The following is a 16,738-nucleotide window of genomic DNA, read 5'->3' as shown; positions in this document are numbered from 1 at the left end:
AGCATCCCGGTTTACGGCACGCGGCTGCGGGAATAGCCTCGCACCCCCCATTTGACAGCTATAGGAGCATCATTAAGGCCATCCACACAGGGGGCCGTACATCCATACAGCGGTTCCAGCGAGGGACGAATCGCAGCCGACACGATCAGAGGCATCCATACCGATTTGTGCTTTCTCAGCACCGGAACCTGGAACCTGTCCCGAGGCGTCACAACCCCAACGATGGACAATATGGACGTCAAAGTCGCCTCCCTCCGCGCCTCCACCTCCTGCTTCCTTCTGGCAGACAGCACAAAATTTGCAACGGTCTCGAAATTCGGGCTTCGTCGCCAAAGCCCGGAGCGCCGAGAGGGAACTCCGGGGCCCCGTCGTTTAGCAACCATCCCGGTCATCTGCACCATAAAACCCTTCCCCAACATTCCGGTCGGGCAAACGGTGATTATGAAGCCGCGTCATGGGCACTGCGCCGTTTACCCGACGCAGTGCACGCGCCCGTCACCTAGGCGGGTCTCCTAAGCTGTCAGCCAGATGCTGATGCCCTGAGGACGGCTCCTCCTTTGTAGGTAAGTGCGAGTTTGTCGTAGCGGGTTGCCAGGGCTCTCCACTGTTTGAAGGTGTTGAAGTACCGTTCGACGACATTGCGGCCTTTGTAGTCCTCTTGGTCGAAGCCCGGGGGTCGACCTCCAGCGGATCCTCGTCGCCCCCGGTGACCGATCTAATCGGAACGCTGCGGGATAACAGCGACGATGCCACTAATTCCATCAGCGGCCCAGCGTCGAGAGAAATTCACTGCCAGAGGACCAATGATCGCGGCAGGATATCGTTCCTTATGCTCATCGAGAGATCTCTGCGGATCTGACGGAGCCAGTCCCCGAATTGCGCGATGTCCACGGAAGTAAGGATCCGAGCCGCACTGCGCTCCATCCGTCGGAGCCTTGCTTGTCCTCGAATCTGCGGCAGCCACAAGCTGTGGCACTATTCAGCGGTCCGCCTCATCCTTCACAATCCCAACGTCGATACCGATGCCACCCTCAATAAAGTGGACATAAGTGTGCACAATTCCACACCCTCTTCGGGTGGACAAACATAGGCACGTAGCTTTTCGAACGATTCCCGGAACCCTCATCTGGAAGCCCCGCGTAGACACTGCTGTGACCATGTCGTCCCCGTTCCCTCGGCGCATGAATAGGTGACGGCCCACCCAACAGAACCGGAACGAGGAACCACATAACCCCAGCTGTCTTCCGGGCCCTTGCAAAGCTGAGACATCGCCGAAACATGCGTAATTAGAAGCAGTTCGAGGACGGTGTTACCCGATCCGAGGCCAAGATTGTGGACAATTTCCACACCTCGCCTTCCGCCTCGTTGAAGCGTTCAATCAACGACGGCATCCCGAAACGAAGGGATTCGGATTTTCTTTGTCCAGACTGATTTGGCTCGCCCTTCAAAAGACATGCAATCCTAGAGTCGGCATTTTCCCCCTTTGTGGAGGCTCCCGCACGCGGAGCCACAATCGCTGCGAGTACTCCGAACCGGCCTCATCCCCGTAAGTCATGCCGCTTAGTTCCTTGGCATCGATGGACAGGCAGAAGTTCCAACGCTGCTTGTCATTCTGATATCTCCCATGATCGCTGGGCGGGCCCTTCGCGCAACCAGGGCGCTACCGCGCCGACCCCAAAACCGAAAACCTTCTCAAGACAACGGACCACAGTCCGCAACGAGGTTTTCGGCCTTGACGCCGGTCCCCCAAGTTGCACTCCGGCCCCTCAACCCAGCGGATGGTCCCCTACCAGAACGACGACCACGACCAATAACCGCAGAAGAAACAGCAATCGCAAGGGTGAAGGGAATCACGGGATCATGGAAAAGCTCACGATCAAAACACCATCGGATGTCCTTAGCTTTATCGGGCATACGCTGGGCTTCTGGCCCCAGGAAAGCCTTGTTTGCATCACGATGAACGACAACAGCATCGGCGCCACGCTCCGCATCGACCTTCCCCGTCAGACAGGGCAGGAACTCGCCTACGCCCGGACAGTCGCCCACTACCTCACCAGCGACACCACTGCCACATCAATCCTCTTCGCCGTCTACACCAGCGAAACCACCCAGCCCGGGCAGGCCCGGCCCCAGGCCAGCACCATCGCCGCCCTCACCGGAGTCCTCGCCGAACAACGCATCACCATCCGCGACGGTCTCTTCGTCGGAGACGAAACCTACTCCCCCTACGACGCCGAACCCGGCACCAGCCTCGCCCTGCCCGTCAACTCCGCCCAAACCAGCACTATCAACGCCGAATTCATCTACCGCGGCAGCTACGTCCAACCCACCAGCGGGATCACCCTCCCACCTGCTACCAAGGAAGCAGCAAAAGCCGCTGCCGTAGAACACCATATGGACTCCGTCAGGGCACAATCCACCGAAACTGCCCTCCGGCATGGGCGGGAACTTTGGGCAGACATGCTCCGTTCCACCGACTTCCCCAGCGACGACGACTGCCACGCCCTCGTCGCGAACCTCCAATTTCCCCCAATCCGCGACAGACTCATCGCAGACATCCCAGGGGTGGACGAACCAATGCAGCACATCCTGTTCGCCCAAACCCAAACAGCCCCGAAGTGGTCACGCATCGAATGGGCACAACAACTACTCCTCCACGCCTACACCCGTACCAGCCCCGAGTACGCAGCACCAGTTCTCACAGCCATCGGCTACATCAACTGGTGGGAAGGCAGAGGCAGCAAAGCCCACCAATTTCTCCAACTAGCCCTCGACACCAACCCCGCCTACCGCCTCGCCCGCCTCAGCGACCAAATGATCGGCTCCGGCATCGTCGCCGGCTGGAACCTGAACAAAGAAACCGCCTACAAAGCACTGCCAATCGACTAGGTTTTCAGAGGGCAGAGACGGAGTAGAAGTAGTTGCGGAGGACTTCCGTTCCAAGACGAATCCGGCTTTCCGCCTGTCAGTCCGTCCTCGGCAGCGCTGTGCCGTTCCTTCTTGGTCTCCTACATCATCCAGAGCAGGATTGGCTCGCACCGCCGTTGTGTGAGGCCAACCGTGCAACCACCGTTACTAAGACAATCGCACAGGCGTAGCTTGGAAGTGTTCGCGAAGTAGCAAACGATGTCGGGCCAAAAGCGCCCTGCCGGATCTTAGCGGACGCCCGATGGCCGGGCGGTGGTGCGGAGCCAAGATGGCCTGAATCTGGTCGCGTATTTCCGCCTCGACGTCGCGGGGACAGCCCGCGGCTAGCGTCCAGGTGGACAATGCCATTGAGCTGATGTGGACGAGCCTCCCTCATTCGTGGCTTCGCCGACGCCTATTCGTTGCAGACGTTCTTCCCCGCTGATCTATCGTCAAGCCCTCACGCAGGCTGCCAGCGGTTCGCGTCCCGCCGTTCATGCTTCCGAAGCATCCGAGACATTGACGTACGTCAGGAACGGGCCATTCTGCCGCGGATGGGCGTGCGAGGCTCTGCCCATGAAGCGGGAAAGTCCACCTTTAACCGAGGGCGGCCGTGCCGACATCTATGGATTCCCCGGTGTCATCGCGTCAACCGCGGCCCCGTGGGCGGGCATCCTCCCCGATGCGCTCCAATAGTTCGTGACTGTGATGAAGCAGGGACTCATACCGGTAATGAAGCCCAATCCAAGGGGATGACTCAAACGCGTCAATATCGAAGGCCGGATCCGAAACCCGATCCTTTCCGCTTCCAGCCAGCTGTGGTACATGTGCTCCTGCCTGATTCTGCTGGCTGTCGCCACCCGGACACTGATCTCTTGACATGAGGACCTTCTCATCCTTTTAGCTAAGGTTTGAATTGGATCGCGTTAGAAGGCTTTGAGGATGTCTTCGACGCGTTGTTTGGCGTCGCCGAAAAGCATTTGGGAGTTGTCGCGGTAGAACAGGGGGTTTTGAACGCCTGCGTAGCCGGCGGCCATGGAGCGTTTGAACACGACGACGTTCTCGGCTTCCCAGACGCGCAGGACGGGCATGCCGGCGATGGGGCTGCCCGGGTCTTCGGCAGCGGCGGGGTTGACGGTGTCATTGGCGCCGATGACGAGGACCACGGAGGTGTCGCCGAGGTCTTCGTTGATTTCGTCCATTTCGAGGACGATGTCGTACGGGACTTTGGCTTCGGCAAGCAGGACGTTCATGTGCCCGGGAAGGCGCCCGGCGACCGGGTGTATGCCGAACCTGACGTTCACCCCGCGTTCGCGCAGCTGGTGGGCGAGTTCTGCGACCGGGTACTGGGCCTGTGCCACTGCCATGCCGTAGCCGGGGGTGATGACCACGCTGGAGGCGTTGGTCAGCATTTCCGCTGTCGCCTCGGCCGTAATCTCGCGGTGCTCGCCCTGGTCGGCGTCGCCGCCGGTGGTGGGCGCTGCGATGCCGAAGCCGCCGGCGATCACGGAAATGAAGGACCGGTTCATGGCCTTGCACATGATGTAGGACAGGTAGGCGCCTGAGGAGCCCACCAGGGCGCCGGTGATGATGAGCAGGTCGTTGTTGAGCAGGAAGCCCGCGGCGGCTGCGGCCCAGCCGGAGTAGCTGTTGAGCATGGAGACGACGACGGGCATGTCGCCGCCGCCGATGGAGGCCACCAGGTGCCAGCCCAGCCCGAGGGCAAGGACAGTGACAACGACAAGGAGCCAGAGCTGGGAGTCGTTGACGTACCAGACGGTCAAGGCGACGAACACAACGAGGGCGCCAAGGTTGATGGCGTTCTTGCCCGGCAGCATCAGGGGTGAGGACTTCATCCTCGCTGACAGTTTCAGGAAGGCGACGATGGAGCCGGTGAAGGTCACTGCTCCGATGAACACGCCGATGAACACCTCGGCGTGGTGGATTGCCGTCAGGTCCGAGGAGAGGGCGGGGGCTTCGAGGTGGCCGTTCCAGCCGACCAGGACCGCGGCGAGGCCCACGAAGCTGTGCAGCAGGGCGATCAGTTCCGGCATCCCCGTCATTTCAACCACCCGGGCGCGCCAAAGCCCGATCCCCGCACCGATGAGCACTGCGGCCAGGAGCAGCCCCAGGCCGGTCAGGCCGGCGCCGGAGCCCCAGGCTTCCTGCAGGGTCAGCCAGATCGTGGCGGCGAGGGCAATGATCATCCCGGTAATGCCGTAGATGACTCCGGCACGGGCTCTCTCGTGCTTGCTCAGCCCGGCGAGGCTGAGGATGAACAGCAGGGCCGCGACGATGTAGGCCGCCCCCGCGATGGTGTCGGCGGTCAACGGACCAGAGACGGTGTCAGGCACGGTAAGGCTCCTCGAGATGATTTCTGCTGCTTCGGTGGCGGCGCTCATGAACGTGCCTTCCCGGCCGAGAACATGGCGAGCATGCGCCGGGTCACGGCGAAGCCGCCGAAGATATTGATGCTGGCCAGCAGGACCGCGACGGCGGCGAGCACCTGCATCGCGATGTTGTCGGAGGTGATCTGCAGCAGGGCACCGACGACGATGATCCCCGAGATCGCATTGGTGACGGACATCAGCGGGGTGTGCAGGGCGTGGTGGACTTTCCCGATGACGTAGAACCCGACCACGACGGAGAGCATCAGGACCGTGAAGTGCTGAGGCAGCGGCGCCGGTGCGACCGCGCTGACCAGGAACAGCGCGGCGATCCCGGCGGCAAAGAGCCCGGCCTTACCGGCCGCGCTCAGGCCCTGCTTTTTCTTCGGTGCAGGGCTTTCGGCGGCCGCGGAGACCTCCGGCTTCACCACCGGGGCGGCGGAAACCTGGACCGGGGGCGGCGGCCAGGTCAGCTCCCCATTGCGCACCACCGTCACGGAACGCTGAACCACATCATCAAAGTCAAGGGTCAGCTGGCCGTCCCTGTCCGGGGTCAGGAGCTTGAGCAGGTTCACCAAGTTCGTCCCGTACAGCTGTGACGCCTGGGCCGGCAGCCGGGCCGGCAAATCGGTGTAGCCGAGGATGACGACGCCGTTTTCGGTGACGATCCGTTCGCCTGCCACTGAGCCTTCAACGTTGCCGCCCTGTCCGGCAGCCATATCCACGATCACGCTGCCGGCTTTCATCCCGGCCACGTCATCGGCCGTGAGGAGTTTCGGCGCGGGCCGGCCCGGGATCAGGGCCGTGGTGATGATGATGTCAACGTCACGGGCCTGCTCGGTGTAGATTTCGGCCGCGCGTCGGTTGTATGCCTCCGACGTTGCTTTGGCGTACCCGTCAGAGGACTTCATCTCTTCCTCTACCTCGACCTTGAGGTAAGTACCACCAATGGACTTCACCTGGTCCGCCACCTCGGGCCGCGGATCAGTAGCGCGAACGATCGCGCCCAGGCTGCTCGCAGCGCCGATCGCCGCCAGTCCAGCGACGCCCGCGCCGGCAACGAGAACTTTCGCCGGCGGGACCTTGCCCGCCGCCGTGACCTGTCCGGTAAAGAACCTGCCAAACTCATGGGCGGCCTCGATCACGGCACGATACCCGGCAATGTTCGCCATCGAACTGAGGACATCCATCGACTGCGCCCGCGAGATGCGCGGCACCGCATCCAGGGCAAGAGCAGTGATGGGCCGGGCCGCCAAAGCCTCAACAAGCTCCGGCCGCAGGCCCGGGGCCAGCGTACCGATCAGCGTGGCACCAGGAGCCAAACGGCCGATTTCCTCCTCCGTGGGCGGATTGACCCGCAGCACCACGTCGCTGCCCCACGCATCGTCGGCACCGACGATAACCGCACCCGCCGCAGCATAGGCGTCGTCCCGGAAGGACGCGGACTCACCGGCGCCCTTTTCGACCACGACGTCGTAGCCCAAACCCAACAACTGCTTCACGGTGACAGGCGTTGCCGCCGCCCTCGTTTCGCGACCCAACTCAGCCACGATGCCAATACGCGTCACTTGTTACTCTCTTTCATCCGCCATCCGGTTTGGGCAGCAATCCATTGCCCGGCGCGCCAGGAATCAATTCCTTTTTCTTTCCAAGAACGGGCCAGCAGCGACACGCCGTCGGGGCGATGCCAGGACGTGAGTTACCATCTGTCCCGGCTTCCGCACAGTCCTTCCCACTTCTCAGTCTCTGCTGGACTACACGGGCTGAGTGCAGCCTCTGTGCCTTCTCGTGACGCAGTTTCACCTAAACCTATGAATTGGCACGCTAAAGGCTTAGCAACTGCCCGGCTTCTCCCGCTTTTAGCCCTCCTCCACCCCGTCGCAGGAGCGGCAGCGGGACCCGTGACAAGCAGTGTATACACGGAATCCTGCAGGAGGGTCTATGGACGGGGATTATGACGGTCTATGTATACATGGCAAGCTTTGCGGTAATCAGTTTTCGTAGCAAGACTGGCCTATCGGTCCAAAATGTGGCTGTTTCTGAATCTTCTATCCATTCGGGCTAACTGGCCCAGCGCGTACGGGCCGGATGAAACCGGTCATGTATACAGATCGGGAGTTTTACTGCGCTTTCGGTGAGGTTTCCTTTGAACTTCCTCCCCCTCTGTATACACTAGTCGTTTAGACAGCCTAGCCGTTCAGGAAGGAACGACCTTGCGTGCGAGTGAACGCGCTTACCTAGCCTTGCTTGAGGAGATTCTCGAGTGGCGTCTGCCCCCTGGGACGATCCTTGCGGAGGTCGAGCAGTCCGAAAGACTCGGGGTGTCGAGGACTCCTCTGCGGGAGGCATTGGGACGCCTTGCCGCGGAAGGACTGACAGCAGCCCACAACGGGCGCGGCGTGGTAGTAACAGAATTGTCGCTTGACCACGCCGATGAGCTTTTCGAACTCCGTGAGGCTCTTGAATGCAAGGCCGCCTCTCTTGCGGCTCGCCGGGGTAATCCCCTGGTCTTTTCCGAGCTGCAGAAGGAGTTTTCCTCGGCTGCTGCACTCGTCCAAGGTGACGACGCTGCCAAAGGCAACTACTACTCCCTGGTGCAGAGACTGGATGACGCGATCGACCAGGCCATGAACAATGCCTACCTGCTCCAGTCTTTGAAAAGTCTGCGCGTACATTTGGTGCGCATGCGCCGGCTCGCCAAGGACAATCCTGAACGCCTCCTCGCCTCAGCAATGGAGCACGCCAACATAGCCGGGGCAATTGCGGCCGGCGATGCTCAGCTCGCAGCGGCATGTACAACGGTCCACCTGAATCAAAGCCTTAACCACTTGAAATCAACGCAGCACCAAACCGAGAGGACAGCCTCATGACTGTCGACCATTCAGTACGTGTCTACAAGAGTGAAGAGAACCTGCGACGCGAGGACCAGCTTGCCTACAAGATCGCCAGGGTCGCCGCCGATCCAGTGGAGGTCACGCCGGAGGTCACTGAGATGGTGATCAACCGAATCATCGACAACGCCTCGGTCGCTATTGCCTCGCTGAACCGGGCGCCGATCGTCGCCGCCCGCGCCCAGGCGCTCACCCACGCACCGACCACAAACGGCAAGGGCGCCAGCGTCTTCGGCATTACGGACTGCGTTTCCCCGGAGTGGGCTGCGTGGGCCAACGGGGTAGCGGTCCGGGAACTGGACTACCACGACACGTTCCTGGCCGCCGAGTACTCCCACCCCGGCGATAACATCCCGCCGATCCTCGCCGTGGCCCAGCACGTGGGCTCGAGCGGCAAGGACCTGGTGCGCGGCATCGCGACGGGCTACGAAATCCAGGTCAACCTGGTCAAGGCCATCTGCTTGCACAAGCACAAGATCGACCATGTCGCGCACCTTGGTCCCTCTGCGGCCGCCGGGATCGGCACCCTGCTGGGCCTCGACGTCGAAACCATCTTCCAGTCAGTGGGCCAGGCGCTGCACACCACCACGGCGACCCGGCAGTCACGCAAGGGCGAGATCTCCACCTGGAAGGCCCACGCCCCGGCATTCGCCGGCAAGATGGCCATCGAATCAGCCGACCGGGCCATGCGCGGCCAGACCTCACCGGTGCCGATCTACGAAGGCGAAGACGGCGTCATCGCCTGGATGCTCGATGGTCCGGACGCGTCCTACATGGTCCCGCTCCCCACCCCCGGCGAAGCCAAGCGCGCCATCATGGACACCTACACCAAGGAACACTCGGCCGAGTACCAGGCCCAGGCCTGGATCGACCTGGCCCGCAAGCTGCACCGCGAACACCCTGAGGTGACCGACCCGGCCAACGTCGAATCAGTCCTGATTAAGACCAGCCACCACACCCACTACGTGATCGGCTCCGGCGCCAACGACCCCCAGAAGTACAGCCCCACCGCCAGCCGGGAAACCCTGGACCACTCCATCCCCTACATCTTCACCGTCGCCCTCCAGGACGGCGCCTGGCACCACGTGGACTCCTACTCCCCCGAGCGCGCCGCACGCCAGGACACCGTGGAGCTGTGGCACAAGGTGACGACGGTGGAGGATCCGGAATGGACCCGCCGCTACCACTCCCTGGACATCGCCGAGAAAGCCTTTGGCGGCTCAGTGGAGATCACCCTCAAGGACGGCACCGTCATCACCGACCAGATCGCCGTCGCCGACGCCCACCCCCTCGGCGCCCGGCCGTTCGCCCGCGAACAGTACATCAACAAATTCCGGACCCTTGCCGCAGGACTGGTGGAGGAAGCCGAGATCGAAAGGTTCCTCGCCGCCGTCGAACGCCTCCCCGAACTGGGCGCCGGCGAGCTGGACCAACTGAACATCACTGCAGCGCCCGGCGTCATCGACCTGGCAGCGACGCCGAAGGGACTCTTCTGATGCTGTATTCGAAGACCACACCCGAACAGAAGCGGATCCGTTTCCGCGAGCTCCTGTCCTCCGGCACCATCCAGCAGTTCCCGGGCGCGTTCAGCCCGCTCTCCGCCCGGCTCATCGAGGAGAAGGGCTTTGCCGGGGTCTACATTTCCGGCGCGGTCCTGGCCAACGACCTCGGCCTGCCGGACATCGGGCTGACCACGCTGACCGAGGTGGCCACCCGCGCAGGCCAGATCGCCCGCATGACGGACCTGCCCTCGATCGTTGACGCCGACACCGGCTTCGGCGAGCCCATGAACGTCGCCCGCACCGTCCAGGAGCTTGAGAACGCGGGCCTGGCCGGGTGCCACATCGAGGACCAGTTCAACCCCAAGCGCTGCGGCCACCTGGACGGCAAGAACGTGGTGGACCTGGACACCGCCACCAAGCGCATACGCGCCGCGGCGGATGCCCGCCGGGACCCGAACTTCCTCATCATGGCCCGCACCGACATCCGCGCCACCGACGGACTCCAAGCCGCCAAAGACCGCGCCAAAGCCCTCGTGGACGCCGGCGCGGACGCGATCTTCCCCGAAGCCATGCGGGACCTCGCCGAATTCCAGGCCATCCGCGACGCCGTGGACGTGCCGATCCTGGCCAACATGACCGAATTCGGCAAAAGCGACCTCTTCTCGACCAGGGAGCTGCAGGCCGTGGGCGTCAACATGATTATCTACCCGGTTACCCTGCTCCGTAGCGCCATGGGGGCAGCTGAAAGGGTTTTGGACACGCTCAAGAGCTTGGGCACCCAAGAAGTACGCGTTCCTGAAATGCTGACGCGGGCCCGCCTCTATGACCTCGTGGATTACGAGGCCTACAACAAGTTCGATTCCGGCATCTTCAACTTCCAGATCCCCCGCACACACTAGGACAAGAACTGCAACGAAGGAGTTCAGCATGACTGAAACAGAAATCAAAAAAGGCCTCGCTGGCGTCGTGGTGGACTACACCGCCGTATCCAAGGTCAATGCGGAAACCAACTCGCTTCTATATCGCGGTTACCCGGTCCAGGAACTCGCCGCGAAATGCATTTTCGAAGAGGTCGCATACCTGCTCTGGAACGGCGAACTGCCCAGCCAACAACAACTGGAGCAGTTCGGCAACCGCGAAAGGGCCAGCCGCTCGCTGGATCCTGCGCTCAAGGCCATTATCGACGCCCTGCCCACGCACGCCCATCCCATGGACGTCTGCCGCACCGCCGCCTCGGTGCTGGGAGCGCGGCACCCGCTGGCAGAGGACTCCTCGCCCGAGGCCAACATGACGAAGGCCATCGACCTCTGGGCGGCCATGCCGGCCGTGGTGGCGTACGATCAGCGCCGCCGCCATGGCCAGGACATCATCGAACCACGGAACGACCTGGGCTACTCGGCCAACTTCCTCTGGATGACCTTCGGCGAAGAGCCCGTGGAGGAAGTCGTCGCCGCGTTCAATGTGTCGATGATCCTTTATGCCGAGCACTCCTTCAACGCCTCGACCTTCACCGCCCGCGTGGTCACCTCAACATTGTCCGACCTGCACTCAGCCGTTACCGCGGCCATCGGAGCCCTCAAAGGTCCACTGCACGGAGGCGCCAACGAGGCGGTCATGCACACCTTCGACGAAATCGGCATCCGCTCCGAGGAATCGTTGGAAGAGGCCGCGGCCCGGGCCACGGCATGGATGGAAGATGCCTTGGCGCACAAGAAGAAGGTCATGGGCTTCGGGCACCGCGTCTACAAGCACGGCGACTCCCGGGTTCCCACGATGAAAGCGGCCCTCGACAAGATGATCGCCCACTACGGCAGGCCTGAGCTCCTCGGCCTCTACAACGGTTTGGAACAGGCAATGGATGAAGCTAAAGCCATCAAGCCCAACCTTGACTACCCCGCTGGGCCTACATACCACCTGATGGGCTTCGATACCCCCACGTTCACACCCATCTTCGTCGCAAGCCGCATCACTGGCTGGACAGCACACATCATGGAACAGGCAGCGGCCAACTCCCTTATCCGTCCACTGAGCGCCTACAACGGCCGCGAACAGCGGTTCCTCTAAACCGGCAGTTCGACTGCCTCCGGCGGCTCAACTGCCCCAAATTCCTGCGGTGGGGTGTCCGATGATCACCCGGATCATCAACTAGTCGCAACGTAAATGACACCTCACCGCCGGCCCACGCAACACGCCGCTTAGCTTTGCAAGAACCGGCTCCCGTGCACTTAGGAGCAAACGATCCACCTTCACCTGCAACCGGATTGGCAACGGACTCTCGGACAACGAGTAGAGATACGGAGAGGCGGGAACCCCACCTCGCAGCTACAAAATATGCAATCACGAGGAAGCAATTGCCGCCCAGAGGGAGATTCTGGGCCCAGCCATTCGTGAATGGAATGCATTCTCCTAACCCAGGGGCGGTCAATTCGCCCCTAGCTTGAAAGGCTCCTCCCGAAGCAAGGCAGCCGAGTCCGTCAAACTTCATACTGCGAAGATCCGGTCAAGGTAAGACGGGACGCAGGAGGAGGGGAGACCCTACGACTGATCTGTCGGTTCCCAGCCATTTCCTTCCGCCCAGTCAGAACAGAGCTTGAAGGCGACTTCGGCCGCCCTGTTAGTTGCCAAGGCAGGTGAAACGCCGGAACCCAGGCTTCCTTTCCCGGCTTCAAGCCCAGCGGCGTAACCGACCATGAAAGCCGTCACCGGCGCCGCTGCATGGATCACGGAGTCCGCAGATTTCCTGGCTAGATCGAGGACGAGCTCCTGGGCCACCTCAAGATCCAAAATCTGCAGCGCCCTCGCCAGTTCCTGACTCCATTGAGACAGAACCTGTGCTTCGTCATTGCTGGGCATGATTTCTCCTTGCCGAAAGTCTCTAACCGGTCGGGTGGGTGCCATGAGAATACAAGGCCTTCCCCCAAGATGTCAGTGGTTTGCCGGCAAAGGTCCAGGGCGGGACGTTCGTCCGTTAGTTGGCGTGGAAGCCGTAGGGACCATTCGTGTTCCCCGGTGCATGCCCGGTGTTAACTAGCTCCGGGTCGGCGACGACGACGAGAGCCTCTGAGACCAGGCCTCTCCCCCAGCCCCCGGCGGCCCCAATCGCCTTTTGCATCATGCCCTTCGGAGGTCTCGTCTTTCCAGACTCAAATAGCCGTACCACAAGTAATTCTCGGCGGCGTAAGCGTACGCCCGGTCGAAAAGCTCGCCGGAAGCGGGAAGCCCGTACCGGGCCATGACTTTTCCGCGCGCGATCCGGACCGCTTTGTCGGCCTCCTTAGTGTTGTTCCAGCCGTCCAGCGGACTTCATTGACGATGCTGCCGATGTCAATGACGACCTCGCGGGCACGCCTTGCTACTGAACTACGGGCCTCCCCACTGCGGAAACGTGGGGATGAAGGACAGGCTGCGCTGAATCGGGGTGACTCTGTGCCTTCTGATCTCTCTAAGCGGGACATCGGGGTGTGTCTATGACTACCCTGAACCCGCGCATCCACCAACATCCAATCCCGTTCACACGCGCACTGCCGATCCCACGATCAATTCGAGGCCCCCGAAGCCAGACAGTAAATCCGCGGATTCTGGAGCAGGAGGCCAAGAACTACTCTGAGCTGTACCGGCTCTTAAGGACGTCGGCGGAGCCGGCCCTCATATCCGAGGTGGGGCCACTCGATGGCCCCCTCTTGGGCTTCGGCACGACGGCGAAGGTGCCTGCACGGGGCTGTACACCGTCACTGCAGCCTGCGTTGGTGCTCCCGGCGCGGCGGTCGCCGTTGAACAGGAGCATTCTGGCGCCCCCTTCCGGCCCATCGAGCTGGCTCTGGAATGGGCACGGACCACTTCGCAGGTCATCACACTTCATCAGGGCTACCTTTTTCGCTCATCTCGTGCTGCCCAGCCCGGGCGATACGCCCTGGGCAGGGGCAGTAGGCGGAGATCGTATGACCGGTTGAACTGCAATATGGAAAGCCCGTCACTTGGCTCTTCGAGGGTTCGGGGTCCGACCCCGGCCAACCGCAGCGCTGGCACCAATTCCGAGCCTGCTGCATATTTAGTCCAGTTTCTGTTGGGTCCCAACTTTCTGACGCAGGAATGCCCGAAAAGAGCATGCCGACCTGTATGAAACTGCTCCCCGCGAACCGGACCTGAGATCGGTCCAGCTCACGGGGAGCAGGCACGCCGCGACCTTATGGGGTGCAAGCCGTTGAGTTAGGAGCTTTCTTTTCCTCTTGCCTAGTTGATGCCGGACCTTACTGGCGCCCGATGTGGGCATAAGTGGCCGGCTTGGTCTGCCGGTAGACCACCGCGAGAGCGATGCCGAGCACGAATAGTCCGAGAATCAGCGCCATCAGAATGGTTGCCAGGACGAAGGAGCCACCGACCAGGAGAGGAAAATTGACCCCCGCGAGGATCAGTCCGGCTCCCAGACCGATAAGTGACACGGCCGGTAAGACGAGCCTGCTCCACACAGAATGCTGCTGGCCATGGCGACGCAGGTAGACCGGTACTGCGACTCCTGTCACGAAGATCACGCCGAGGATCACGAAACTGGTGATGCCGAGCAGAGCCGTATAGAAGTTAATGGCCCCGATACCCGTGAAGATCACTACAAGGCTTACAAGCAGGCCTGCACCGCTAATAGCCATGGACGAGACGTGTGGAGAGCCGTGTCGGGGGTGCACTATGCTCAACTTCCGCGGAAGGATTCCGTCAGCACTCAAATTGAAGGAATATCTGGCCGAAATATTATGCGCGGCGAGGATCACCGCAAAGGTACTCGTATTGACGAGGACGGTCGCGGCGTCCGCGAGGACTTTCCCGCCGAAAGCCTGGAGGCTGGACGTCATTGAACCAGTTGGATCCACGGTGGCGGCTTCAACGACCTTGTCGAGACCGATCGAGTTGAGGAACAACAGTGCGGAAAGGCCGTAAACGACCGTCCCCAAGGCGATTACAGCATAGGTGACGCGGGGAATCGTTCGGCTGGGATCCCGGACCTCCTCACGGAACAGGACGGTGACCTCGAAGCCTGCAAACATCCCGAGAGCGAAGAGCAAACCCAGAGGGAACGACCCATCGAACCAGTGCATCGGGCTCAGCGGTGCAACGGAGATGCCCTCATGGCCGGCTCCCCCATTGACGAAAACAAGGACGTCGTAAGCGACCACGATGACGACCTCAAGGAACAGGAAGATCGTCAGCACCTTTGCTGACAGTTCGACCTTGAAATAGCCGAGGATTGAGCTGGCAGCCCAAAAGATGCTTGCCCAGACGTACCAGGGAAGGTTGGGCCCGTTGAGCGTGCCGTGCACCAACTCTCCCATGACGACACCCCCGAACACGACGCTTCCCGCATAGGCGCAGAAGTAACCCAGAAGTGCCACCAGACCTGAGCCGAGGCCGATTTCCCGCCCGAGTCCGGCTGTGATCATCGAGTAGAAACCGCCTGGCTTCGGCATGATTTTGGACATGCGCGTAAAGCCGACGGCAAAGGCGCCAAGGATGGCCCCTGCAATGATGAACGACACTGGCGTGCCCAGGCCTGCCCCGCTGCTCACCATGATGGGGATGGCCCCGACGACGACCACCAGAGGGGCGTTATACGCCACCACGCTGAAAAACAGCGAGAGGAACCCCATGTTGCCCTTGAGGTGTGGCTGGCTCTGTGGCGGCGCCTTAGTATCCACTGAACTCATTACGTCCATATTCGATCAGTACCTTCCTAAAAGTAATAGTCTTCCCCGAGCCAGGGCCGCGTCTTCAGCGCGGTCCGACATGAGCGGCTGCTCCTTAGGCGCGCACATGGCGAAAGTCACAAAGGCTTGCTCGGTTGTTGGGACGTGAATCACACGCCGATGGTCTGAATACGATGTTCGCTGCTTGGTCATCTGCTCGTCACTAGTTGTTTTACCAACGAGCCGTCAGGACTTTGGCGTCCTCCCAATCACGAATACCGCCGCCCCGTAGTCGATACTGCCGACTGGGGGGCTTTGTCGTCGCACCCGACGCGGTCGCTGGAATACCCCCAACTCCTGCTGGTTCGATTGGTTCTAACACCACTATCCGAAGCGTTGCACTTGGGAAAAACTCAACTCATGCGAATGACGTGAAGGCGTGATGTTTCGTGCACTGGAGAAGACAGCATTGAGAAGAAAGGGTGTTTCACCTTGAACCACGCGCGAACAGCCACGACGGAGTTCGCACTTGTCGAGCTTGACCTGGGGTATGTCGTCCGAGGCAAACCTCCTTGATGAGGGTCGAATCCCGGGCAAGGACCTTGCCCGAATCGAGTTGTCAGAAGGCGACCCGGTGTCTGAGTACCAACTGATATCCGAGTCGCTGCCGCAAGAGGGCGTTCCCGCAGGGGAGCCTTACCACTTCCGCTGGACCAGCCACACCGTCTACCCGGGCGTGCCGAGCAGTATCTACCTCTACCTGCCCCATGGTGCCGAAAAAGCCGAATCGATCAACCTGATGATCTGCCTGGAGTACACCGCGGAGAAGGTTCGCGCCACCACGGGACGTCCGCTCCCATTCGATGTCCCTGTTCGGCACCGCCGGGCACACCCTCGGGCACGCCGGCGCCGTGTTTCCCGAGACGCTTCGATGAATCTTCCGCGAACAGGTTGAAGGCGAACGGGAAGGCGCTTGGTCGATCCGCCACTCTTGCCCGTGACTATTCGCCTACAAAAAAGCATCCGGTCCTAGTGATCAGGACTACATCCAAGGGGTGGGTAAGGACATTGAGACAAGACCAAATCCCTGCTCGCCAATTGGTTAAACCACCACTACCCGAAGTATTCCACTTACGGCAAAATCAACGCACGCTGCTGAATTGAAGAAGCGGTTTTGGCGTCGTGGAGAGGGCAGAGCCGAGGTGCCTCTGAGATCTGGCCCGGAGCCACACAACTTACAGCCGACGGATACTTACGGCCGAAGGAGACCACCTGAGGGTACGTACTCAAACGAAGCCAGCGAGGCGCGCAAGCCGATCCTACGACGGTCCGCAGCTGCCGTCGCCAGGGTGCTTGGTCTTGGTTTCGCAGTGCTTGTC

The 16,738-nt window shown here is 61.3% G+C and carries 11 protein-coding genes; 7 read left to right on the top strand and 4 right to left on the bottom strand.

Annotated features, from left to right (window positions below; all coding sequences use genetic code 11):
• The first annotated feature begins 51 nt into the window (after positions 1-51).
• Positions 52-516, top strand: coding sequence for a hypothetical protein (locus J7I84_RS21975; protein ID WP_214939811.1), 465 nt, complete (start codon positions 52-54; stop codon positions 514-516).
• Positions 517-1,860: 1,344 nt separating this feature from the next.
• Complete coding sequence (locus J7I84_RS01745; RefSeq protein WP_214939808.1) at positions 1,861-2,889, top strand: DUF4192 domain-containing protein; 1,029 nt, start codon at positions 1,861-1,863, stop codon at positions 2,887-2,889.
• 944 nt (positions 2,890-3,833) lie between these two features.
• Here the strand turns inward: J7I84_RS01745 and pntB are convergent.
• Both pntB and J7I84_RS01735 read right to left on the bottom strand, forming a co-directional pair.
• Positions 3,834-5,309 carry a Re/Si-specific NAD(P)(+) transhydrogenase subunit beta gene (gene pntB / locus J7I84_RS01740; RefSeq protein WP_251045920.1) on the bottom strand — a complete coding sequence of 492 codons (1,476 nt, stop codon included), beginning with the start codon at positions 5,307-5,309 and terminating at the stop codon, positions 3,834-3,836.
• Positions 5,306-6,862 (bottom strand): Re/Si-specific NAD(P)(+) transhydrogenase subunit alpha, encoded by a 1,557-nt coding sequence (locus J7I84_RS01735; RefSeq protein ID WP_214939805.1) that lies wholly within the window; start codon positions 6,860-6,862, stop codon positions 5,306-5,308. The genes pntB and J7I84_RS01735 overlap by 4 nt, the downstream gene beginning before the upstream one ends.
• 645 nt (positions 6,863-7,507) lie before the next feature.
• Between J7I84_RS01735 and J7I84_RS01730 the strand changes: the two genes are divergently transcribed.
• The 4 genes from J7I84_RS01730 to J7I84_RS01715 are packed head-to-tail and all read left to right on the top strand — an operon-like array spanning position 7,508 to position 11,751.
• Positions 7,508-8,164, top strand: a complete 657-nt coding sequence (locus tag J7I84_RS01730) for a GntR family transcriptional regulator (protein ID WP_214939802.1) — start codon at positions 7,508-7,510, stop codon at positions 8,162-8,164.
• On the top strand, positions 8,161-9,681 hold the full coding sequence (locus tag J7I84_RS01725) for an MmgE/PrpD family protein (protein ID WP_214939800.1): 1,521 nt from the start codon (positions 8,161-8,163) through the stop codon (positions 9,679-9,681). Before J7I84_RS01730 ends, J7I84_RS01725 begins: the two co-directional genes overlap by 4 nt.
• Positions 9,681-10,586 carry a methylisocitrate lyase gene (gene prpB / locus J7I84_RS01720; protein WP_214939797.1) on the top strand — a complete coding sequence of 302 codons (906 nt, stop codon included), beginning with the start codon at positions 9,681-9,683 and terminating at the stop codon, positions 10,584-10,586. Before J7I84_RS01725 ends, prpB begins: the two co-directional genes overlap by 1 nt.
• Before the next feature lie 28 nt (positions 10,587-10,614).
• Positions 10,615-11,751 (top strand): bifunctional 2-methylcitrate synthase/citrate synthase, encoded by a 1,137-nt coding sequence (locus J7I84_RS01715; protein ID WP_214939794.1) that lies wholly within the window; start codon positions 10,615-10,617, stop codon positions 11,749-11,751.
• A gap of 471 nt (positions 11,752-12,222) precedes the next feature.
• Here J7I84_RS01715 and J7I84_RS01710 read toward each other — a convergent pair whose 3' ends face one another.
• Both J7I84_RS01710 and J7I84_RS01705 read right to left on the bottom strand, forming a co-directional pair.
• Positions 12,223-12,540: a DUF6457 domain-containing protein gene (locus J7I84_RS01710; protein ID WP_214939791.1), complete on the bottom strand. Its 318-nt coding sequence runs from the start codon at positions 12,538-12,540 to the stop codon at positions 12,223-12,225.
• Positions 12,541-13,934: 1,394 nt separating this feature from the next.
• Complete coding sequence (locus tag J7I84_RS01705; protein WP_214939788.1) at positions 13,935-15,380, bottom strand: APC family permease; 1,446 nt, start codon at positions 15,378-15,380, stop codon at positions 13,935-13,937.
• A gap of 613 nt (positions 15,381-15,993) precedes the next feature.
• On the opposite strand from J7I84_RS01705, the gene J7I84_RS01700 reads away from it, so the two are divergent.
• A complete protein-coding gene (locus J7I84_RS01700) occupies positions 15,994-16,314 on the top strand; it encodes a hypothetical protein (RefSeq protein ID WP_214939785.1) in 321 nt (106 codons plus the stop codon).
• The last annotated feature ends 424 nt before the right edge of the window (positions 16,315-16,738 follow it).

Origin of the sequence: Arthrobacter sp. ISL-85 (genome assembly GCF_018613675.1) — a bacterium.
Classification (GTDB): domain Bacteria; phylum Actinomycetota; class Actinomycetes; order Actinomycetales; family Micrococcaceae; genus Arthrobacter.
This window is presented reverse-complemented; position numbering and strand designations above follow the sequence as displayed.